Below are 20,045 nucleotides of genomic sequence, written 5' to 3' on the forward strand. Positions count from 1 at the left end.
GCTTCCGGCCCGTCGGCATGGACGACGAGAGCCTCCCAGGATGGGCACTGTTGGGGCAGGTGTGACGAGTGGGGGGACGGCCCCACCCACGGCGACATTCCCTTTCCGCGGCCGGAGGGTGGCCGGGTCGTGACGTGTCACCCCTCCGCGACGTCCATCGACTCTCTTGCCTCATGACGTCGAATCTGCTGCGAGTCGATGCGAAGACCATCACCGCCATGGCGCAAACCGATCGGCTTCGGATGCAGCCGCGATACGTTCGTTGTATCCACCACCGATCAAACACAAAGAGGACTCCATGGAATACAAAAGCTGGATGTGCCCGATTTGCGGATGGCTCTACGAGGAAGAAATGGGACTTCCGGAAGAGGCCATTGCCCGGGGGACGCGGTGGGTGGATGTGCCCGCCGACTGGACGTGCCCTGAAAGTGGGAACCCCAAGAAGGATTTCGAGATGGTCCAGGTCTGAACCCACCGCCCCGGGGCACCCGCGGCCCACCGGACAGCCCGGAGAAAACGCCGGCGACGGGTCCTTCCGCCGAGACAAGCAAATGGTCCGGTTCCAGCGCCCGGGCACGCCACGGGCCCCCGTATCTCCCAGTCGCCCGGCCCCGCGCCCCAAGAAAGGCCCGGAACAGCCTTTGCCGGCAGCACGGCACCCTTGGTCGGGTCCCCTTGACCGGCCGGCTGCGCGTGCGAACTCCGAGCGCTCACTGAACGGCCCCTGCCTTTACGTGCCTCTCCCCGGGGCCGGACCACTCACACGTGCGACTGTCCCGCCGCCCGGAAAAAAATCCCGCCGGTCACGTGAAGCCGCGTCATGACCCGGGCTACGCACGCTCTCTACGGTTGCGGGTCCTCGTGCGCGCGGCGTGCCGTGCGGGGCGCGAGGAGCCGTGCACCGAGGAAGCACGGCAGAGAGGGCGCACTGATGCACATCGTGGTGGAACGATCGCTGGACCTCGACATGGTGCTGTCGGCGGGGCGCAGCATCCCGGTACCGGCCCGGCTGAGCTATCGCTCGGCCGATCCGCTGGCCGTCCACATCACCTTCCACGTCCGCTCGGACAGGCCGGTGACCTGGACCTTCGCCAGGGACCTGCTGGTGGAGGGGGTGTTCCGGGCGGTCGGCGAGGGGGATGTGCGGGTGTTCCCGGGCATGGAGGCGGGACGGGCGGTGGTGGGCGTGGCGCTGTCCTCGCCGGAGGGACGGGCCCTGCTCAGGGCGCCCGCGGGCCCGCTGGCCCAGTGGCTGGAACGGACGTTGCGGGCGGTGCCGGCGGGGGCGGAGCGCGGGTGGCTCGCGCTCGACGAGGGCCTGGCGGAGCTGCTGGCCTCCGGCGCGTGAGCGGGGGCTGGAGGAGGGAGCGGGAGTGGCCCCTTCGGGTGCGGTCAGGTGGCGGCGGGGAACCCGATGGAGTGATCGCCGGGAACGTCCAGCACCTTGCCGGGGTTGAGCAGCCCGAGCGGGTCGAAGACGGCCTTGATGCCGCGCTGCACCTCCATGGCGACGGGGCCCGCCTCGCGGGCCAGCCACTCCTTCTTCAGCAGGCCCACGCCGTGCTCGCCGGTGATGGTGCCGCCCAGCTCCAGGCCCAGCGCCATGATCTCCTCGAAGGAGGCGCGGGCCCGCCGCGCCTCGTCGGGGTCGGCGGGGTCGAAGCAGACGACGGGGTGGGTGTTGCCGTCGCCGGCGTGCGCGCACACGCCGATCGTCAGGTCGTGCGCGCGGGCGATGGCGGCGGTGCCCTCCAGCATGGCGGCGAGCTGCGAGCGCGGCACGCACACGTCGTCGATCATCGTGGCGGGCCGGAGCCTCTCCAGGGCGGGCAGGGCCAGCCGGCGGGCTTCGAGCAGCAGGTCGGACTCGGCCGCGTCCTCGGCGGGGACGACCTCGGTGGCTCCGGCGTCCGTGCACAGGGCGGCGACGGCGGCGAGGTCGGGGGCGGGGTCGGGGGTGTCGAAGGCGGCGAGGAGGAGGGCCTCGGTCGTCTCCGGAAGGCCCATCTTGGCCAGGGAGTTGACGGCCTGGACACAGGTGCGGTCCATCAGCTCCAGCAGGGACGGCGCGTGGCCGCGCGCCATGATCTGCCGTACGGCCTCGCACGCCGCCGCGGCGGACGGGAACTCTGCGGCCAGGGCGAGCTGCGCGGGAGGGGCCGGCCGGAGCGCCAGGACGGCCCGTACGACCACGCCCAGACTGCCCTCGGAGCCGACGAACAGGCGGGTGAGGTCGTAGCCGGCGACACCCTTGGCGGTGCGGCGGCCGGTGGTCAGCAGCCGGCCGTCGGCGAGGACCACGTCGAGGCCGAGGACGTATTCGGCGGTGACCCCGTACTTGACGCAGCACAGCCCGCCGGAGGCGGTGCCGATGTTGCCGCCGATCGTGCACTGCTCCCAGCTGGAGGGGTCCGGCGGGTAGCAGAGGCCGTGTTCGGCGACGGCGCGGGAGAGGACGGCGTTGACGACGCCCGGCTCGACGACCGCGATCCGCTCGACGGGGTCGATCTCCAGGATCCGGTCCATCTTGACGAGGGAGAGGACGATGCAGCCGTCCGTGGCGTTGGCGGCCCCGGACAGGCCCGTGCGGGCGCCCTGCGGCACGACGGGCACGCGCAGGGCGGTGGCCGTCCGCAGGACGTGCTGCACCTGTTCGACGGTGCGGGGCAGGACGACCACGGCCGGGGCGCCGGCGGCGCAGAAGCCCGCCATGTCGCGTCCGTAGGAGCCGGTGACGTCGGGGTCGGTGAGGACGGCCTCGGCGGGCAGCCCTTCGCGCAGGAGCTCGGTCAGATCGCCCATGCCCTCACCCTGCCACCCGGGGGCGGCAGGGGGAAGATCGCGAACGCGTCAGGGGTGCGGGACCGTCAGAGGTTGCCCCGCCGCTCCTGCTCGCGCTCGATGGCCTCGAAGAGGGCCTTGAAGTTGCCCTTGCCGAAGCCCATGGAGCCGTGGCGCTCGATCATCTCGAAGAAGACGGTCGGCCGGTCCTGCACGGGCTTGGTGAAGATCTGCAGCAGGTAGCCGTCCTCGTCGCGGTCGGCGAGGATCTTCAGCTCGCGCAGCGTCTCGACGGGCACGCGGGTCTCCCCGACCCACTCGCCGAGCGTGTCGTAGTAGGAGTCCGGGGTGTCCAGGAACTGCACGCCGGCGGCCCGCATGGCCCGTACGGTGGCGACGATGTCGTTCGTGGCGAGCGCGATGTGCTGGACGCCGGGGCCGCCGTAGAACTCCAGGTACTCGTCGATCTGCGACTTCTTCTTGGCGATGGCCGGCTCGTTGAGCGGGAACTTCACCTTGCGGGTGCCGTCGGCGACGACCTTCGACATGAGCGCGGAGTACTCGGTGGCGATGTCGTCGCCCACGAACTCCTTCATGTTGGTGAAGCCCATGACCTTGTTGTAGAAGGTGACCCACTCGTCCATCCGGCCGAGCTGGACGTTGCCCACGCAGTGGTCGATGGCCTGGAAGTTCCGCTTGGCCGGCGGCTCGACGATCGGGTCGGCGGCGGCGTAGCCGGGCAGGTAGGGGCCGGTGTAGCCGGCGCGCTCGACGAGCGTGTGGCGGGTCTGGCCGTAGGTGGCGATGGCGGCGAGGACGACCGTGCCGTGCTCGTCCGACACCTCGTACGGCTCGGTCAGGCCGGTGGCGCCGTGCTCGACGGCGTAGGCGTACGCGGCACGCGCGTCCGGGACCTCGATGGCCAGGTCGACGACGCCGTCACCGTGCTCGGCGACGTGCTCGGCGAGGAACCGGCCGTGCTCGGTGGTCGCCTTGATCACGGTGGTGAAGACGAACCGGGCGCCGCCGGACTCCAGGACGTAACTCGCCGTCTCGCGGCTGCCGTTCTCCGGTCCGCGGTAGGCGACGCGCTTCATGCCGAAGGCGGTGGAGTAGTAGTGGGCGGCCTGCTTGGCGTTGCCGACGGCGAAGACCACCGCGTCCATCCCCTTGACCGGGAAGGGGTCGGCCTGCCGTTCGGTGGAGAGGGTGTGATCCGTGGTCTGAGTCATGGCCGCAGGGTCCCTCCGATCCACAAGGTGCGCAATAGTTTGCGTATCTGCTGGGCAATGTGCCCAGCGGTTTCCCGGTGGTGCCGGACGTTCTGTACAGGATGACCACGAGAGGTGGGTCAGGGTGATCGATCGTTTGGACGGCAGGCTGATCGAGCTGCTCGCGGAGGAGCCCCGCATAGGCGTGCTGGAGGCCTCCCGGCGGCTGGGCGTGGCCCGCGGCACGGTGCAGGCGCGGCTGGACCGGCTCCAGGCGCAGGGGGTGATCCGCAGCTTCGGCCCGCAGGTCGATCCGGCGGCGCTGGGCTATCCGGTGACGGCGTTCGCGACGCTGGAGATCAAGCAGGGCCAGGGCGCGGACGTCCGCACCCACCTGGCGTCGGTCCCCGAGGTGCTGGAACTGCACACCACCACCGGGCACGGCGACATGCTGTGCCGGCTGGTGGCGCGCTCCAACGCCGATCTCCAGCGGGTGATCGACCGGGTGGTGGGCTTCGAGGGCATCGTCCGGGCGTCCACGGCGATCGTCATGGAGAATCCGGTGCCGCTGAGGATCATCCCGCTGGTGAAGCAGGCGTCGGAGGACTGAGGGCTTCAGGACCTGGGGCTTGAGGACTGCGGGCCGGGGACCGCGCCGGGGGCGGGGGCGTGCCGCCGCGTGCCTACGACCCGCAGGTGGGCACGCGCTGCCCGGCCGCCAGGTTCCGCAGGGACGACACGGCGTCCTTGAGGTCGGTCACCGGGATCAGCCGCATGCCCTTGGGCAGCTCGGCCTGCGCGTCCGAGCACTCCCCCTTGGGCACGAGGAAGACGGTGGCGCCGTCCCGCCCGGCCGCCTGCGTCTTGAGGGAGACGCCGCCGACCGCGCCGACCGTGCCGTCCGGCTCGATGGTGCCGGTGCCGGCGATGCTGCGCCCGCCGGTCAGGTCGCCGCCGCGGCCGTCGCCGTCGAGCTTGTCGATGATGCCGAGCGCGAAGAGCAGCCCGGCGCTGGGGCCGCCGACGTCGGCGAGGCTGAGGTCGACCTTCACGTCGCCGGGCGACCGGTGGAGGTAGCGCAGGGCGGCCTGGGAGGCGGCGTCCTGGGACTTCTCCATCTCGGCGACGTTGTGCCGCTCGATCTGCTCGTCGGACTGGCCGGCGGGGTAGACGGAACCGCGCGGCATCACGGCCCGGTCGGTGCGGAACCAGCTGTCGGCCACGTCGCCCAGGCTGACGTCCGTGCCGGGGCCGGTGGCCTCGATGGTGGTCATGCGCAGTTGCCCGGTGGTCCGGCGGGTCTCCGCCCCGGTGATGGTGATCACCGGCTTGTTCTTGTGCTCGCCGAGCACGTTCGCCGTGGTCGACCCCGGCTGGGCGATGACGAAGGGCAGCGGCACCGACGCGGCCACCGCGAGCAGGGCGACGACGGGCACGGCACAGAGGGCGAGCGTACGGGTGCGCTTGTTCTTCGCGGCCGCCGGCGCGGACGGGGTCTCAGCTGGCATGCTGCGAATCTAGTTGACGCGTGAGTCGGCCGCGGCACGTGGGCGGCCCGGTGGGGGCGGGCCACGAGCGGCCCGGGTGCCGGACGCGGGCGGCCAGGGCCGCCCGCGGCCGGTGCCGGCGCCGGCCGGAGGCCGGCACGCCGGGGCTACCGCAGCGCGTCCGCCACCTCCTTCGCCGCCTCCATGACCCGGGGCCCGACCCGCTGGGGGATCGTGTCGGCGAGCATGACCACGCCGACGCTCCCCTCGATCCCGCTCACGCCGAGCAGGGGCGCCGCCGCCCCGCTCGCCCCGGCCTCCAGTTCGCCGTGGGTGAGCGCGTACCCGGGGTCGTCGACCTCGCCCCGGCGGGCGGCGAGTATCGCCCGGCCGGCCGCGCCACGGTCCAGGGGGTGCCGGAACCCGGCGCGGTAGGCCACGTGGTAGTCGGTCCAGGTCGGCTCGACGACGGCGACCGCGAGCGCCTCGGCGCCGTCGACGAGGGTGAGATGGGCGGTGGCCCCTATGTCCTCGGCCAGCGATCTCAGGGCGGGCAGGGCCGCCTCCCGCACCAGCGGGTGCACCTGCCTGCCGAGCCTGAGCACGCCGAGGCCCACCCTGGCCCGGCCGCCGATGTCGCGGCGCACGAACGCGTGCTGTTCCAGGGTGGCCAGCAGACGGTAGACGACCGTGCGATTGACGCCGAGCTTGGTGGACAGCTCGGTGACGGTCAGACCGTGATCGGTGTCGGCGAGCAGTTTGAGGACGCGCAGTCCTCTGTCGAGCGTCTGCGAAGTCTCCGCGGTCACGACGCCCCTCCTCCGATGAGGGCGGCCCTCGTCACGGTGGGGTGCGCCGCCGGTCCCGTCCGGCAGCGCGCGAAGAGAGGCCGCCGGTGGTTTGACGCATGGTCCGGCTGCGCTCCGCGGCGGCGCTGCCACGGGGCGTGTGCGTGACCGGCACCGTAGCGCCGCCGGTCCGCTCAGCGGAAGAGTCTGCCCACAATCCGGGCATGGCGCGGGGAAAACACGGGACTTGGGCGCAGAGGTGGGACGACGCGCCGCGGAGATGCGGCAGGCCGGCCGGGGTCGCCGGCGGCCTGCCGCCCGTGCGGAGGCGCCCCTGCCCCGCGCTCGGCGGCCGTCGCGGACGGGTGATCACGCCCGTGTCCGCGCTGCCGCGCTGCCGGCTGCCGCAGAGGGCTGATCACGCCCGTATCCGCCCTCCGCACGGCGGCGGGGCCCGGACGTGTCGTCCGGGCCCCGCCGCGTCGCTCAGGTCACTTCATGCGGGTGGCCCACTCGCGCACCTTGTTGATGCGTTCGGTGAGCTGCCCCGCCGTGGCCTCCGCCGACGGCGGACCGCCGCAGACCCGGCGCAGCTCCGTGTGGATCACACCGTGCGGCTTGCCGCTCTGGTGGACGTACGCGCCGACGAGGGTGTTGAGCTGCTTGCGCAGCTCCAGCAGCTCCTTGTGCGTGACCACCGGCCGCCGCTCGGCCGGGATCTCCAGGAGGTCGGCCTGCTCGTCCGGCTTGCGGCGGCTGTGCGCGATCTGCCGGGCCTGCCGCTTCTGGAGCAGCAGCTGCACCTGCTCGGGCTCCAGCAGGCCGGGGATGCCGAGGTAGTCCTGCTCCTCCTCGCTGCCCGGATGGGCCTGCATGCCGAACTCGGCGCCGTCGTAGAGGACCCGGTCGAAAACGGCGTCGGACTCCAGGGCCTCGAAGGGCAGCATGTCCTGCTCGCCGGTGTCCTCGTCCTGCTGCTTGTTCGCCTCGTCCATCTCCTTCTCGGACTCGGCGTACGGATCCTCCTCGCCCTCCTTCTTGGGCTTGTCGAGGACGTGGTCCCGCTCGACCTCCATCTCGTTGGCGAAGGTCAGCAGCGTCGGGATCGTCGGCACGAAGACGGAGGCGGTCTCACCGCGCCGCCGGGAGCGCACGAAGCGGCCGACGGCCTGGGCGAAGAACAGCGGCGTGGAGATCGTCGTCGCGTACACGCCGACCGCGAGGCGCGGCACGTCCACGCCCTCGGACACCATACGGACGGCGACCATCCACCGGGAGCCGTCCTGCGAGAAGTCGTCGATGCGCTGGGAGGCGCCGCTGTCGTCGGACAGGACGAGCGTGGCGCCCTCACCGGTGATCTCCCGGATGAGCTTGGCGTAGGCGCGGGCCGACTCCTGGTCGGAGGCGATGACGAGCGCGCCGGCGTCGGGGATCGACTTGCGCACCTCGGTCAGCCGCTGGTCGGCGGCGCGCAGCACGTTCGGCATCCAGTCGCCGCGCGGGTCGAGGGCGGTGCGCCACGCCTGCGAGATCGCGTCCTTGGTCATCGGCTCGCCGAGCCGGGCCTCCAGCTCGTCGCCCGCCTTGGTGCGCCAGCGCATGTTGCCGCTGTACGAGAGGAAGATGACCGGCCGCACGACGCCGTCGCCCAGCGCGTTGCCGTAGCCGTAGGTGTAGTCGGCGGCGGAGCGGCGGATGCCGTCGTTGCCCTCTTCGTAGGTGACGAAGGGGATGGGGTTGGTGTCGGAACGGAAGGGGGTGCCGGTGAGGGCGAGCCGCCGGGTGGCCGGCTCGAACGCCTCCAGGCACGCCTCGCCCCAGGACTTGGAGTCGCCGGCGTGGTGGATCTCGTCGAGGATGACGAGCGTCTTGCGCTGCTCGCAGCGGTTGCGGTGCAGCATGGGCCGCACGCCCACACCGGCGTAGGTCACGGCGACGCCGTGGTACTCGCGGCCCAGCGGGCCCGCGCTGTACTCCGGGTCGAGCTTGATGCCTATGCGGGCGGCGGCCTCCGCCCACTGCTTCTTCAGGTGCTCGGTGGGCGCGACCACGGTCACCTGCTGGACGACGTGGTGGTGCAGCAGCCAGGACGCGAGGGTGAGGGCGAAGGTGGTCTTTCCGGCGCCCGGGGTGGCCACGGCGAGGAAGTCGCGCGGCTGCGTCTGGATGTACTTCCCCATCGCGCCCTCCTGCCAGGCGCGCAGCTTGTTCGCGGTACCCCAAGGGGCCCGGCCGGGGAAAGCGGGCGAGAGATGGTGGTTCGCGGTGGTGGTAGTCACGGTCTCCGTCGGCTGGTCGGCGAATCGGCAACCGCGTCAGCCTACCGGTGCTCCGTGCGCCCTTCGGGTGGCGCGGACGGGGCTCACCCGAGGGTGGGACCGAGGTCACACGGCGACGCCGGCCGGTCGCGGCGCCTACCCGCCGGCCGCCCCTTGGTCCCTCGGCCTCAGCCGGGTGGCCGCCCACGCGCCGGCCAGCCCGGACGCCGCCGCGAGGGCGAAGACGGCGACGAAGGCGAGGGGCGGGGCCGCCGCGGTGCCGTCTTCCGCGGCGGCGACGGAGGCGCCGCCGGACGAGACGAAGAGCACACCCGCCAGGCCGACGAGCGTGATGCTGCCGAGCGCGTCGGAGACCTGGAGGGAGGCGGAGTTGGCGCCCTCCTCACCGGGCCGGGAGAGGCGGAGCGTCAGGACCGAACAGCTGGAGATCGTCAGACCCATGCCGTAGCCGACGAGGAGCCACGAGAGGGCCACCAGACCCACGGGCACCGCGTCGATCAGCACCAGCGGCACCGCCGCCACCGCCAGGGCCTGCACGGCCATGCCGAGGGCCGACAGCCGCTCCCGGTGGCGCTCCAGGCGCGGGCGGCTCTGGGTGTACGAGCCGAGCGCCCAGGTCAGCCCGCCCCCGGTGAGGGACAGCCCGGCGAGCGTGGCCGACATCCCGCGCTCGGTCACCAGCATCAGCGGGACGAAGGTCTCGGCGGCCAGGAAGGAGCCCTGGGCCAGGCCGCGCAGCAGCAGCACCGACGGCAGACCACGCCCGGCCCGGAAGGTGCCGGCCGGCAGCAGGCGCAGTACGCACGGCACGAGCAGGGCGAGGCCGGCGACCGCGGGCAGGAGGGACAGCGGCCGCAGCTCCTGCCCGGCGTACTGCAGGAGGCCGGCGCCCGCGGCGACGCCGAGCGCGAGGAGGACGCGGCGCCCGTCCACCGACCCGGTGCGCTCGGAGGGCGGCAGCTTGCGCAGGGCCGGCAGCATCACGGCGAGGGGCAGGGCGATCAGCACGGGGATGGCGAGGAAGACCCACCGCCAGCCGACGTTCTCCGTCACCGTGCCCGCCACCACCGGCCCGACGATGACCGGCACCACCCACGCCGCCGAGAACGACGCGATCACCGCCGGCCGCAACCGCTCCGGGTAGGCCCGCCCCACGACCACGTAGAGGGCGACGATCACCAGCCCCGAGCCCAGGCCCTGGACGCCCCGGGCGGCCACGAACATCCACATCCGCTGCGCCGAACCGGCGCCCACCAGCCCGGCGCCGAAGGCGGCTATGCCGGTGAAGAGGGGCGTCAGCGGGCCGGTGCGGTCGCACCACTCCCCCGACAGCGTCATGGCGAAGAGGCTGGCGGTGAAGAAGGCGGAGAAGGAGAACGCGTACAGCCCGACGCCGTCGAGCGCGCGGGCCGCGACGGGCATCGCGGTGTTGACGGCGCTGGCTTCGAACGCGATGAGGGAGACGACGGTGATGATCCCGAGGGTCAGGGCGCGGTGGCGGCGCCCGAGGACGCCGTCGCCGGTCCCCCGGTCGGCGGCGTCTGCGTCGGTGGCGGTCATGGCGAGAAGCGTAGGAAGCGGAGGGCTCGCGCCGCGCCTGTCCGGCGACCGGACTTCCGTCGTCCGTAAGCCCTACGCCGAAGGGCCGGGAGGCTCTGCGCCGGCGGATCCGGGAGGCGCCACGCCGAAGGGCCCGGCGGGGGTCCGCCTACGACCTGCGTCCCTCCAGGCCCGCCCCCGGCCACGACCTGCCCTCGTGCACGACCCCACGACCCCACCCCCGGCTACGCCCCGGTCGGGGCCCGGCGGTCGTTGCCGGGCCCCGTCCCCTCCTCGGGTTCCGGCGCGGGGAACCGGCCGGACGTCAGGTGGTGAGCAGCACGCCCCCGTACGAGACCCCCGCCACGACCACCCACGAGCACAGCCCCAGCGCGGCGACCCGCCCGCCGGTGCGGACCAGTGAGGGCAGGTGGACGGCGCTGCCGAGGCCGAAGAGGGCGGCGGCGAGCAGCAGTTCCTGGGCGTGCTGGGCGGCCTCCAGGCAGCTGCCGGGCACCCAGCCGGTCGTCCGCAGCGCGACCGCCGCGAGGAAGCCGACGACGAAGAGCGGTACGAGGGGCGGCCGCTTGCCGGAGGTCCCGGACGCCCCGGCGGCCTGCCCTCCGCTCCGGCGGCGGTGGCGCGCGGACACGGCGACGGCGGCGACGAGGGGCGCGAGCAGCGCCACGCGCATCAGCTTGACCAGCACCGCGTCGCCGAGCGCCGCGGAACCGGCCGTCTGGGCGGTGGCCACGACCTGGCCGACGTCGTGCACGCTGGCTCCGGCCCAGCGCCCGAACTGCGCGTCGTCGAGGCCGAGCGGGTGGTGCAGCAGCGGCAGGACGGCGATGGCGAGCGTGCCGCACAGCGTCACCAGGGCCACGGACGTGGCCACGTCCTCCTCGTCGCTGCCCGACACCTCGCTCACGGCGCCGATCGCGGAGGCGCCGCAGATGGAGTAGCCGGTGGCGATCAGCAGGGGCTGGTCGCCGCGCAGCCCGAGCCGGCGGCCCAGCCACAGCGTTCCGAAGAACGTCGCCACGACCACCGCCACGACCATCGCCGCGGTCGCCCAGCCGAGGCCGAGCACGTCGTCCAGGCTGAGCTTGAGGCCGAGCAGCACGATGCCGACGCGCATGAGCCGCTTGCCCGCGAGCGTCAGCCCCGGCTTTCCGGCGCCACGCACGCGTGCCCGGATGCCGGGCACGTGCGCGGCGGCGATGCCGAGGACGACGGCGGCGGTGAGCATGGGGACCGCGGGGACGAGCCGGTGCACGGCCCAGGCGAGGGCCACGCCCACGGCGGCGAAGGCGAGACCGGGCAGGTTGCGGGTGGACTTGCCGGCGGGCTGGCGGGGCCGGTCCGCGGCGGAGGGCCCGGTGGCCGAGGGGGCCCCGGCGCCCGGCGGCCGGCCCCCGGTGCGGGCCTCGTCCGGGCGGGAGCCCTTGGTCCGGGAGTTCTTGGTGTGGGAGTTCTTGGTGTGGGAGCCGAGGAGCGCCATCGGGCGACGACCGCCTCAGGCCTCGTCGGCCGGCGGCTCGTACACGCGCCGCACGCTGGAGCCGAGGCGGGCGACGTCCGCACCGTAGATGTGGAGGGAGATCGCGGTGGACGAACAGGCGTTGCGCACCAGGTGGATGTCGCCGGGCGGGGCGAAGCCGCAGACGTCGCCCACGCGGTTGACCACCGTTTCGGTCGCGACGAGCCGGGTGCCGTCGCCGTCGGGGACCAGGCGGTAGCGGCGCTCGCTCTCGGTGCCCTCGTAGACGCCCGTGACGCACCACGAGACGTGGTCGTGGATGGTGGTCCGCTGCCCGGGCAGCCAGACGAGCGCGACGACCGAGAAGCTGCCGTCGTCCTCCACGTGGAGGATGTGCTGGCGGTAGTGGTCGGGGTCGCCCTCGCGCTGTCCGGCGGTGAGGAGACCGGGGTCGTGGAGGTGCGCCGCGAGGCACCGGCTGACCAGGGACGCCGTCTCGCCGGCCGGCAGGCCGCGGCCTACGGCCTCCCGGACGTCGCCGACCAGCAGGTCGAGGCGTGCGGTCGTCGGGGGTGCGGTAGGTGTGGTCATATACGCAGCGTCGGATGATTCATCCATCACGTCCAACGACAGTTCTTTGCCGGGGGCCAAACATCGGCTTATGGGTCGCTGGTACGCGGCCCCTGACGCGGGGTCAGCAGCCGACGCGCCGTGCGGCGACCGCCTTCAGCTCGTCGAGCACGAGCGCGGTGGCGGGGATCTTGAGGTGCTCGCGCAGGACGTACGCGGAGACCTGGCGGCGGGAGGCGGGGTCCAGGGCCCGGCCGGTGATCTTGTCGTGCCGCAGGAAGGACAGCACGAGCCCGGGCATCATCGCGACGCCGAGCCCCTCGGCGACGAGCGACTGCACGACGAGGTTGTCGTCGGTGGTGAACGCGATGTCGGGGGCGAAGCCCTGCTCGGCGCACTCGTGCAGGAAGTTGGTGCGGCAGCGCAGACAGCCGGCGATCCAGCGTTCCTCCGCGAGGTCCGAGAGTTTGACGGCCCGTCGGCGCGCGAGGGGGTGACCCAGGGGCAGGACGACCGTCAGCTGGTCCTCGAGGAGCGGTATTTCCGCCAGTTCCTCGGGGATCTGCTCGTGCAGGCCGGGGTAGGTGAAGGCGAGGGTGATGTCGCACTCGCCCCGCACGACCCGGCCGAGCGAGTCCGGCGGTTCGCCTTCCAGCAGCTCCACCCGTACGCCCGGGTGGTCGGCGGCGAGGCGGGCCAGCGCCTCGGGTATGAGGGTGGCGCCGGCGCTGGGGAACGCGCACACCCGCACCCGGCCCGCGCGCAGCCGGGTGAGCGACGTCATCTGCTGCCGGGCGGCGGCGAGGCTGTCGAGGATCACCTCGGCGTGCCGGGCGAGGGCCTCGCCGGCCTCGGTCAGCCGCATGCGGCGGCCGACACGGGTGAAGAGCGGGGTGCCGACGGACCGTTCGAGGGCCTTCATCTGCTGGGTGATCGCGGGCTGGGTGTAGCCGAGCGCCCGCGCGGCAGCCGAGTACGACCCCGCGGTGACCACCGCGTGGAACGTCTTGATGTGCCGCGAGTCGAACACTCCGGAATCATAAGCGGAATTTGGGATGAGGCCCGTGGTGGGGTGCGGGTTGCTTTTGGACAAAGGCCCATATCCGGCATCTTCTTACTCATGCCTCACTACACGTCGTACGACGCGGTGGACCTGCACTACCGGGTGCTGGGCCCGGGCACCGGCACCCCCGTGGTCTGCCTCGCGGGCGGACCGGGCCGGGACGCCGCCTACCTCGGTGACCTGGGCGGGCTCGACGCGCACCACACGCTGGTCGTCCCCGACAGCCGCGGCACGGGGGCGTCGCCCCCGGCGCCGGACCCGGCGCGCTACGCCTTCCCGGCGCTGGCCGAGGACGTCGAGGCGCTCCGCCGCCACCTGGGGGTGGAGCGCCTCGCCCTGCTCGCCCACGACGCGGCGTGTGCGACGGCGCAGGCCTACGCGGCGGCGCACGGAGACCGCCTGTCCCGTCTGGTGCTGGTCACGCCGGGCTCACGGCTCCAAGGCGAACTCCCCACGGACGCGGAGGAGATCTTCGAGTCGCGGGCCGCGGAGGACTGGTGGGTCGACGCGTACGTGGCCGTGCACTCGCTGCCAAACGCCACCGGCCTCGACGAGGTCCGCGACCTCCTGCGCCGTGCGGCCCCCCTGGCCTACGCCCGTTGGGACGCCCCTCAGCGCGCCCACGCCGCCACCGAACCGGACCAGCTCGGCCCGGTCCCCCGCGCGGGCTTCTGGCAGGGCGTGGACGAGGCGACGCGCCGGGCGCTGCTGCGGCGCCTGCGGGAGGTCGCGTGCCCGGTGCTGGTGGTGACGGGCGACCGTGACGCGGTGTCCGGCATGCGCGCGGGCGAGGCGGTCGCGGCGTCCTTCCCGCACGCGGTGCTGCGTCCGCTGCACGAGGTCGGCCACTACCCGTGGGTGGACGAGCCGGAGCTGTTCCGTCCGCTCGTGACGGAGTTCCTGCGGGAGACGCCCGACGGCTCGTGAACCAGGCATGTCAGTCCCGTGTCAGGGGCCGGAGCCCCGTTGAACCCCTGACGCCGGGCGCCTAAGGTCGGGAGCACCGGATGGACGACACGGCCGTGTGCCCGAATGGCTTAGGGGCTCGCCTGCAAAGCGAGTTACGCGGGTTCGATTCCCGCCACGGCCTCCAGAACTCAGAGCAGCCCCAGGTCCCTGAGCTCCTTGTGCAGGTCGGCGCGGGGGGACTCGCCGCGGGCGGCGGGAACGGCCAGGCCCTTGGAGCCGGACGGGCCTTGGGATTCCTCGGGGCCCTTGCCACCGCGGGGCTTCGCCTTCTCCACCCGGTCGCGGAAGACCCAGGCCCCGGCCACGCCGCCGACGAACCCGCCGAGGTGCCCGAGCCAGCTGATGCCGGGCGTGCCGGGGACGACCCCGGTGAAGGTGTAGGCGAAGGAGGCGGCCATCACGACACCGACGAGGCTGTCGACGAGGTGCCGGTCGAAGAACCCGCGCACCACCACGTACCCGAAGTAGCCGAAGACCAGCCCGCTGGCCCCGACCGTCCCCACGTCCGCGCGCTCGAAGAACCAGATGGCGAGTCCGCTGGTGAGGGCCACCAGCGCGGTCAGCCCGAAGAACCGCGCCACTCCGCGGTACGCGGCGAGGAAGCCGAAGATGAACAGCGGACCGGAGTTGCTCTCGATGTGCGCCCAGTTGAGGTGGAGGAGGGGTGCGGTGACGAGTGCGGGCAGCGTCTCGACGTCGCCGGAGACCAGCGCGTGCTCCCTGACGAGGGAGTAGTCGCACCCCCAGTTGACCAGCTGCACCGCCCAGAGGGCCGCCAGGAAGCCGCACATGACGAAGCACGCCTTGCGCGCCTCGGCGATCATCTGCTCAGGACTGCTCATCTCGCTCATTTCCGTTCCACCCGTTACGGCGGCCCACTCTACGTACGTGAGTGCGGCTACTCAGCCCGGATGAGCACCCGCCCCCTGACGACGCCCCGGGCCAGTCGGGTGGGATCGCCTCATGGAGAAGAACCCGCCCCCCGTGAGCCGCCGAGCGGCCGTCCGGCCCTGGCTGATCTGCCTGACCGCCCTCGCGGCCGTCTGGTGGGCGTGCGTGGCCGTGTCCGACTACTTCACCGCCGTCGCGGGCGGCCCCGTCCGGTCAGCGGAGGACTTCCGCAAGCGCGACATCGCGACCCGGCAGGCCGGCGACCGGACGGTCCGCGCGCTACGGCCGGGGGCGGGGAAGCCCGAATGGGCGAGGGCAGACGACGGCAGCACCTCGTGCGTGGACGACCTCGGCTTCGACGACGGCGACGTGACCCGCAAGCAGCCCGGGTACGTATGGCGGCTGTCCTACTCCGGCAAGGACGCCTACATGACGGACCTGGGCAAGCTCCGCGAAGCCTGGGAGGACCGCGGCCTGAAGGTGCAGGACCTGCCCCCGCCGGAACAGCTCAACCCCGCCCGCCCCCTCCCGGACTGGCCGGGCATCCGGACCACCGACGAGCACGGCGTCGCGATCCGCATGAACCTGAACCGCTACACCGGCGAACCGAACGTCACGACGGACGGCGGCTGCGTCCGCTACGACCGCGCCGCCAAGGTCACGGCCCGCACCCGCGAGGGCGCAGCGGGCGGCCACACCGCCAAGGAAGGCCGAGTCGTCTACAGGGACGGCACGGAGGTCACCATAGGCGCGGTCCAGCCCTTCACCCCGACCCCGGAGATGCTCCCCCCGTCCACCCCCACCCCCGCGCACGCCTATCGCGTGACGGTGACGGTGACCAACAAGAGCGGCGCCGCACTGGAACTACGCCGCTACGAAACGGGAGCCTGGGCCCGCACGAACCCGGACCTGACGGAGCTCTCCGCCTACACGACGGGCTTCGACACGACGAGCCCCACGAGAGTGGCGCCCGGCGAGACGACCCACTTCGAGTTCGCGTACGCCGCGCAGGAGAAGCCGCCACACCTGGACTTCGCCTTCGGCCCGGGCGACCTGCACACGCCGTACACGTGGCGGCTTGCGGTGCGGTAGGGATTTCCCTCCCCTGCTCATGAACGGCGGCGGCGGACGATGATGAAGGGAATGGCGATGACCGCACAGACAAGCACGGATGTCCCGACCACCAGAGCCGCACCTTTCGAACCACTGATTCCATCACCACCATCGTCCGCCGAGTCAGGCCCCGTCTTTTGCCCGTCCCGGCCCGAGGGTGTCTGCGGAGAGGGCGAATGGTCCGGCTTCTCAGAGAGCGGGCTCACGTCAGGCGGGCCCGGGTCGCCGGGATTCTGGAGGGCGACGCGGGGCCGGACGACGCCATAGCCGATGGTGTCGCTGCGCCTTCCCCCGCTCTTGGGGCCGCCTGCGGTGTTGATGAGGACGCGGAGCACCTGGTTGGCCGTCCAGTCGGGATGCGCGGACCAGAGGAGGGCAGCGGAGGCGGAGGCGAGGGCGGCGGCGTCGCTGGTGCCGTGGCTTGTGCAGATGTCTCGGCCGTTTGCGCACACGGCCGTCATGTCCTCCCCCGGTGCGGCAAGGTCCACCTGTGGGCCTCGCTGGGATTCCTTGGTCGCCGTGATCGTCTTGTCGACAGCTGCCACCCCGATGACACCGGGCAGGGCCGCAGGGTATTGCACGGCGTTACCCGCGTCCCCGCTGTTCCCCACTGCGGCAAACACCAGCTTCCCCCTGGCGGTTGCCTCGTGGACAGCATCAGCAAGGGGTCTCGTCAAGACATCCTGCCCCATGGAAATGTTGATGACCTTTGCTTCAGTGCCAGCCGCGTACCGAATGGCTGACGCGAGCGCTGCACCAAATTTCTCCGCGCCCTCCGCCGCGTTGCTTGCGTCGGTACCGTCCGACACCCGCAGCGGAATGATTCTGGCCCCGGGTGCCAGACCGCGCGTCCCCAGTCCCGAAAGACTCTTCCCGGTCCCGGCAATGAACTCAGCGACACGTGTGCCGTGATTGTGGGGATCACTTTCCGCGCCACCCACGTGCCCCGAGAAATCTTTCCCTTGAAGCACCCGCCCACGCAGGTCGGGGACGGACGACTCAACCCCTGTGTCGATCACGGCAACTGTGACCCCCGCCCCCGTGCTCTGCTTCCACATTTCTTCCGCATGCATTGCGTCGAGGTACCACTGCCGGGCTCGAACCCCGTCACCCTGCGCTGGCACAACCTGCGCCACGACAATCAGTGGAGCGACCGTGGCGATCAACACGCTTCGCCGGGCCGTCGTCCCAGCCCTGTCCTTGCTACGCGTGCAGGCCCCTGCTCTCTGCTCCGACATCAGTCGATCACTGGCGGCACCACCTGGAGCCCGCCTTGCGTCCAGGTCTCATCGCCCTCGACCACATAGCCCGGGCGGCCGGTTCCTTCGCGCTCCGGCTGCACCGCAGGCGTCGCGGAGCGGGAAGTCATCGTTCCCTGGGCGCCCCCGCCCCCCTGCGCCTGGGGCTCGTTCGGCCTGGCGCCTCGGTTCCGTAGAAGACCTGACCCACCAGGCGTGAAGGCCCGGGAGCCGGCTTTCCCCACACCGGCCGCAGGACGCCCCCCAGCGGTCCAACCAGGCTCGTGGGCGACACGTCGCTGCCCAGCCGCGCCCGGCTGGTTGGCGGGTACACCGGGCCCACCGGCGTAACCGCCGCCATGTCCCATAGCCGCGCGGGCCTGGCCCTGGCCACCACCCTGCCCGGGTTCTGCACCGATGACAGTGCCTCGGGGAACCCTTGCCTGTGGCAGACCCGTCTCTCGGGGAACCGGCCGTCCGCCAATGATGCCTTCATTGGGGAAGACCGGCGAAGAAACGCCGACTCGCCCTCCCACCATGCCTCGACCAGGGGTACTTGCGACACTCCGGTCGGGAAGGCGCGAGGCACTCCCCGAGCGTCCGGTTGTGGCCCCTTCTCCGCCTGGCAGACCCTTCGCCTGGAGGACCGGCATCACCGGGGGAATGCCCGGCGGCGGGAGCAGTGGAAGTCCAGTCGGAGCATCGCTCGGCTGGGCCTGCGCGGTACCGATCCCTTGCATGAGCGTGGGGCTCTGGGCCAGTGACACGCCACCGTCGACCTGAGTAGTGCCCGGATGCTGAATCGACGCTGGTGCCACGCTCGGGCTGAACTGCACATCGGCAGGCTGGTGCCTCAGTGACCCACTGCCCTCGGGGGCAGCCAGAGCCGCCATCCCTGGGCGGCCCGAGGCAGCATCGGCGGCATCGTCGGGGCCGCCGCCTGGCTCAACACGCACATCGTCGAGGTCCTTTACAGACGGCGGCATCATCCGCGCATCGATCGGCGGAAACGTAGGCCGCTCCGTCACCGAGATGTTGTGCGCCGACCACGCATACGACTGCGCCAGCTTCCGCATCAGCTGTGCCGCCTCCGCCTGGTCCGCGTCGAGGCGTTTCTGGGCGTCGTAGGCCTGCTGTTGGGACGGGCCCTGTTGTTTGAGGCCGGCGGTCTGGTCCGTGACCAGGGGGGAGGGGACGGAGCCCAGCTGATTCGGGTTGTTGTGGAGGTACGAGTCCAGCGTGGCGCGGGAAGACGCGGAGACCTCCGGCATGGAGGACTTGACGTCGCTCAACGTCGCGATCGCGTGGCCCATCCACCTGCCGGCCGCTTCGCTGAAGCCGCTCAACCGTAAGGTCGCGTTGGCCATGTCGGCGCCCCACAGGCGGAAGGCGTCCCCGCCCTCGCCCTCCCACTCGACCTCCGCCATGTGGGCCTTGAGGTCCTCGCCGACCTTCTTGATGGCCGCCGCGGCGACGTTGAGCCTGTCGCTCAACGCGCCGGCCTCGTAAGGCTTCGCGTGCTCCACCATGGCGCGCAGCTCCTGGTGGGTCTTCGACTCGAAGTCCGAGACGGTGAAGAGGCCGCTGACCCGTTGCCTGACCAGCGGGCTGACCGGGCCCGGAGGAGGAGTGCTCATCAGATCGTTCCTTCGTTGTCGCCGCGAAGCCCGGGCTGCTGGGGCCGGCCCGGCGGCTGACCTCCCGGGTGGGCCTGCCTCTGCTTCGCATGCGGGTCCAGGCTGGGGTCGTAGAGCTCCAGGGTCCGCCGCTGGATCGCCCACATGCGGTCACGGTGGGCGGCGTCGACGTTGGCGTAGCCGATCCGTGCGCCCAGGATGGCCGTGCTCAGGGCCTCGATCTGGTCGGCGAGGAGCTGCGAGAGGGTCTCCAGCTGGGCGTGGACCTCGTTGTACGCGCTGTACAAGCCGTCGGCCTCCGCGAAGTCGGCCCCCAGGTGCCCCGCCCCCAGCCGCGCTTCCGCTATGCGCGACGGTGCCGCCGCGGAGTCGCCCAGGTAGATCAGAACGCCGTCGATCCGCCCCTTGAAGCCCTTGAGCGACTCCAGCTCCGCCCGTAACTTCCCGGCCCCACCCGCGCCCACGTCCGGCCCACCTCTCCTGTCAGCCCCCGTCGGAACTCACTGTTCCCGCAAGGTTACCGATGGCCACTGACACTCACCTGAGTACACGTACTCAAATGCCCACGCAGAGGTGACGCGACTACTCAGCCCGCGCTGAGCACACCCGCCCTGCCGCCGCACCCCAACTGCGCGGTGGGATCACCTCATGGACATGGACACTCAGCGACCCACCTCTCGGACAGCCGGCCCGGCAGCCCTGCCGGACCTGGTGAGGAGTCAGCCCAACCTCGTCGGCCGCGCGTCTCTGATGCTCGCTGTCGCGTCTGCCTTCACCGCCACGTCATTCGTGGGCTTACCGCTGTCCATCGGTCTGGCCATAGCCGCGATGGTCTGCGGCTCGATCGGGCGTGGCAAGGTGAAGCGCGGTGAGAGCACCGAAGCCGCCCCCGCGAGCGTCGGCTTGGTCCTGGGCACGGTGTTGGCCGTCTTCCCGAGCGCGGTTCTCCTGTGGCTCTGGGTCTCGCTGGCCGGCACCTACAGCTGACCCCGGGGTGAG

The 20,045-nt window shown here is 72.1% G+C and carries 19 protein-coding genes and 1 tRNA gene; 7 read left to right on the forward strand and 13 right to left on the reverse strand.

The features are described 5' to 3' along the window. Nucleotides 1-316 precede the first annotated feature (316 nt). A complete protein-coding gene (locus CYQ11_RS11200) occupies nucleotides 317-469 on the forward strand; it encodes a rubredoxin (protein WP_205041817.1) in 153 nt (50 codons plus the stop codon). A 462-nt stretch (nucleotides 470-931) separates the two neighbouring features. After that, nucleotides 932-1,348 carry an SsgA family sporulation/cell division regulator gene (locus tag CYQ11_RS11205; protein WP_099200341.1) on the forward strand — a complete coding sequence of 139 codons (417 nt, stop codon included), beginning with the start codon at nucleotides 932-934 and terminating at the stop codon, nucleotides 1,346-1,348. 44 nt (nucleotides 1,349-1,392) lie between these two features. Here the strand turns inward: CYQ11_RS11205 and CYQ11_RS11210 are convergent, their stop codons facing one another. Continuing rightward, on the reverse strand, nucleotides 1,393-2,802 hold the full coding sequence (locus CYQ11_RS11210) for an FAD-binding oxidoreductase (RefSeq protein ID WP_099200340.1): 1,410 nt from the start codon (nucleotides 2,800-2,802) through the stop codon (nucleotides 1,393-1,395). A 65-nt stretch (nucleotides 2,803-2,867) separates the two neighbouring features. Next, entirely contained in the window at nucleotides 2,868-4,013 is a 1,146-nt protein-coding gene (gene hppD, locus CYQ11_RS11215; RefSeq protein ID WP_099200339.1) for a 4-hydroxyphenylpyruvate dioxygenase, read from the reverse strand. A gap of 124 nt (nucleotides 4,014-4,137) precedes the next feature. Here hppD and CYQ11_RS11220 point away from each other — a divergent pair, with 124 nt between their 5' ends. Next, nucleotides 4,138-4,602, forward strand: a complete 465-nt coding sequence (locus CYQ11_RS11220; RefSeq protein WP_099200338.1) for an Lrp/AsnC family transcriptional regulator — start codon at nucleotides 4,138-4,140, stop codon at nucleotides 4,600-4,602. Between the two features lie 73 nt (nucleotides 4,603-4,675). Here the strand turns inward: CYQ11_RS11220 and CYQ11_RS11225 are convergent, their stop codons facing one another. The 7 genes from CYQ11_RS11225 to CYQ11_RS11255 all read right to left on the reverse strand — a co-directional run bounded on the left by CYQ11_RS11225 (nucleotide 4,676) and on the right by CYQ11_RS11255 (nucleotide 13,165). Next, entirely contained in the window at nucleotides 4,676-5,500 is an 825-nt protein-coding gene (locus CYQ11_RS11225; RefSeq protein WP_099200337.1) for a YlbL family protein, read from the reverse strand. A gap of 146 nt (nucleotides 5,501-5,646) precedes the next feature. After that, on the reverse strand, nucleotides 5,647-6,288 hold the full coding sequence (locus CYQ11_RS11230) for an IclR family transcriptional regulator (RefSeq protein ID WP_099200336.1): 642 nt from the start codon (nucleotides 6,286-6,288) through the stop codon (nucleotides 5,647-5,649). Nucleotides 6,289-6,758: 470 nt separating this feature from the next. Then, nucleotides 6,759-8,546 (reverse strand): DEAD/DEAH box helicase, encoded by a 1,788-nt coding sequence (locus CYQ11_RS11235; protein ID WP_099200335.1) that lies wholly within the window; start codon nucleotides 8,544-8,546, stop codon nucleotides 6,759-6,761. Nucleotides 8,547-8,681: 135 nt separating this feature from the next. Next, nucleotides 8,682-10,106: an MFS transporter gene (locus CYQ11_RS11240; protein WP_099200334.1), complete on the reverse strand. Its 1,425-nt coding sequence runs from the start codon at nucleotides 10,104-10,106 to the stop codon at nucleotides 8,682-8,684. Nucleotides 10,107-10,410: 304 nt separating this feature from the next. Then, entirely contained in the window at nucleotides 10,411-11,586 is a 1,176-nt protein-coding gene (locus tag CYQ11_RS11245) for a YeiH family protein (protein ID WP_099200333.1), read from the reverse strand. A 15-nt stretch (nucleotides 11,587-11,601) separates the two neighbouring features. Beyond that, nucleotides 11,602-12,156, reverse strand: coding sequence for a cysteine dioxygenase family protein (locus CYQ11_RS11250; protein ID WP_099200332.1), 555 nt, complete (start codon nucleotides 12,154-12,156; stop codon nucleotides 11,602-11,604). Between the two features lie 103 nt (nucleotides 12,157-12,259). Next, nucleotides 12,260-13,165, reverse strand: coding sequence for a LysR family transcriptional regulator (locus tag CYQ11_RS11255; RefSeq protein WP_099200331.1), 906 nt, complete (start codon nucleotides 13,163-13,165; stop codon nucleotides 12,260-12,262). A 90-nt stretch (nucleotides 13,166-13,255) separates the two neighbouring features. Here CYQ11_RS11255 and CYQ11_RS11260 point away from each other — a divergent pair, with 90 nt between their 5' ends. Continuing rightward, nucleotides 13,256-14,125, forward strand: coding sequence for an alpha/beta fold hydrolase (locus CYQ11_RS11260; protein WP_099200330.1), 870 nt, complete (start codon nucleotides 13,256-13,258; stop codon nucleotides 14,123-14,125). A gap of 91 nt (nucleotides 14,126-14,216) precedes the next feature. Next, nucleotides 14,217-14,291 (forward strand) — tRNA-Cys (locus CYQ11_RS11265). Between the two features lie 4 nt (nucleotides 14,292-14,295). Here CYQ11_RS11265 and CYQ11_RS11270 read toward each other — a convergent pair. Beyond that, complete coding sequence (locus tag CYQ11_RS11270; RefSeq protein ID WP_240003492.1) at nucleotides 14,296-15,009, reverse strand: rhomboid family intramembrane serine protease; 714 nt, start codon at nucleotides 15,007-15,009, stop codon at nucleotides 14,296-14,298. Nucleotides 15,010-15,151: 142 nt separating this feature from the next. On the opposite strand from CYQ11_RS11270, the gene CYQ11_RS11275 reads away from it, so the two are divergent. After that, nucleotides 15,152-16,150 carry a hypothetical protein gene (locus CYQ11_RS11275; RefSeq protein ID WP_146104672.1) on the forward strand — a complete coding sequence of 333 codons (999 nt, stop codon included), beginning with the start codon at nucleotides 15,152-15,154 and terminating at the stop codon, nucleotides 16,148-16,150. A 17-nt stretch (nucleotides 16,151-16,167) separates the two neighbouring features. Here CYQ11_RS11275 and mycP read toward each other — a convergent pair whose 3' ends face one another. The 3 genes from mycP to CYQ11_RS11290 form a co-directional block, all read right to left on the reverse strand. Next, on the reverse strand, nucleotides 16,168-17,307 hold the full coding sequence (gene mycP, locus CYQ11_RS11280; protein ID WP_181143635.1) for a type VII secretion-associated serine protease mycosin: 1,140 nt from the start codon (nucleotides 17,305-17,307) through the stop codon (nucleotides 16,168-16,170). A 101-nt stretch (nucleotides 17,308-17,408) separates the two neighbouring features. After that, the gene (locus tag CYQ11_RS11285) at nucleotides 17,409-19,046 is read right to left on the reverse strand and encodes a hypothetical protein (RefSeq protein WP_099200326.1); all 1,638 of its coding nucleotides are present in this window, start codon (nucleotides 19,044-19,046) and stop codon (nucleotides 17,409-17,411) included. Beyond that, nucleotides 19,046-19,510, reverse strand: a complete 465-nt coding sequence (locus tag CYQ11_RS11290; RefSeq protein WP_099200325.1) for a DUF2563 family protein — start codon at nucleotides 19,508-19,510, stop codon at nucleotides 19,046-19,048. The genes CYQ11_RS11285 and CYQ11_RS11290 overlap by 1 nt, the downstream gene beginning before the upstream one ends. Before the next feature lie 184 nt (nucleotides 19,511-19,694). Between CYQ11_RS11290 and CYQ11_RS11295 the strand changes: the two genes are divergently transcribed. After that, nucleotides 19,695-20,033, forward strand: coding sequence for a hypothetical protein (locus tag CYQ11_RS11295; RefSeq protein WP_099200324.1), 339 nt, complete (start codon nucleotides 19,695-19,697; stop codon nucleotides 20,031-20,033). Nucleotides 20,034-20,045: the final 12 nt, after the last annotated feature.

Source organism: Streptomyces cinnamoneus (assembly GCF_002939475.1).
Taxonomy (GTDB): domain Bacteria; phylum Actinomycetota; class Actinomycetes; order Streptomycetales; family Streptomycetaceae; genus Streptomyces; species Streptomyces cinnamoneus_A.

Coding starts and splice junctions, on each gene's coding strand:
- CYQ11_RS11200 (WP_205041817.1), top strand. CDS start 317: ATGTGCCCGATTTGCGGATGGCTCTACGAGGAAGAAATGGGACTTCCG.
- CYQ11_RS11205 (WP_099200341.1), top strand. CDS start 932: ATGCACATCGTGGTGGAACGATCGCTGGACCTCGACATGGTGCTGTCG.
- CYQ11_RS11210 (WP_099200340.1), bottom strand. CDS start 2,802: ATGGGCGATCTGACCGAGCTCCTGCGCGAAGGGCTGCCCGCCGAGGCC.
- hppD (WP_099200339.1), bottom strand. CDS start 4,013: ATGACTCAGACCACGGATCACACCCTCTCCACCGAACGGCAGGCCGAC.
- CYQ11_RS11225 (WP_099200337.1), bottom strand. CDS start 5,500: ATGCCAGCTGAGACCCCGTCCGCGCCGGCGGCCGCGAAGAACAAGCGC.
- CYQ11_RS11240 (WP_099200334.1), bottom strand. CDS start 10,106: ATGACCGCCACCGACGCAGACGCCGCCGACCGGGGGACCGGCGACGGC.
- CYQ11_RS11245 (WP_099200333.1), bottom strand. CDS start 11,586: ATGGCGCTCCTCGGCTCCCACACCAAGAACTCCCACACCAAGAACTCC.
- CYQ11_RS11250 (WP_099200332.1), bottom strand. CDS start 12,156: ATGACCACACCTACCGCACCCCCGACGACCGCACGCCTCGACCTGCTG.
- CYQ11_RS11260 (WP_099200330.1), top strand. CDS start 13,256: ATGCCTCACTACACGTCGTACGACGCGGTGGACCTGCACTACCGGGTG.
- CYQ11_RS11270 (WP_240003492.1), bottom strand. CDS start 15,009: ATGAGCAGTCCTGAGCAGATGATCGCCGAGGCGCGCAAGGCGTGCTTC.
- CYQ11_RS11285 (WP_099200326.1), bottom strand. CDS start 19,046: ATGAGCACTCCTCCTCCGGGCCCGGTCAGCCCGCTGGTCAGGCAACGG.
- CYQ11_RS11295 (WP_099200324.1), top strand. CDS start 19,695: ATGGACATGGACACTCAGCGACCCACCTCTCGGACAGCCGGCCCGGCA.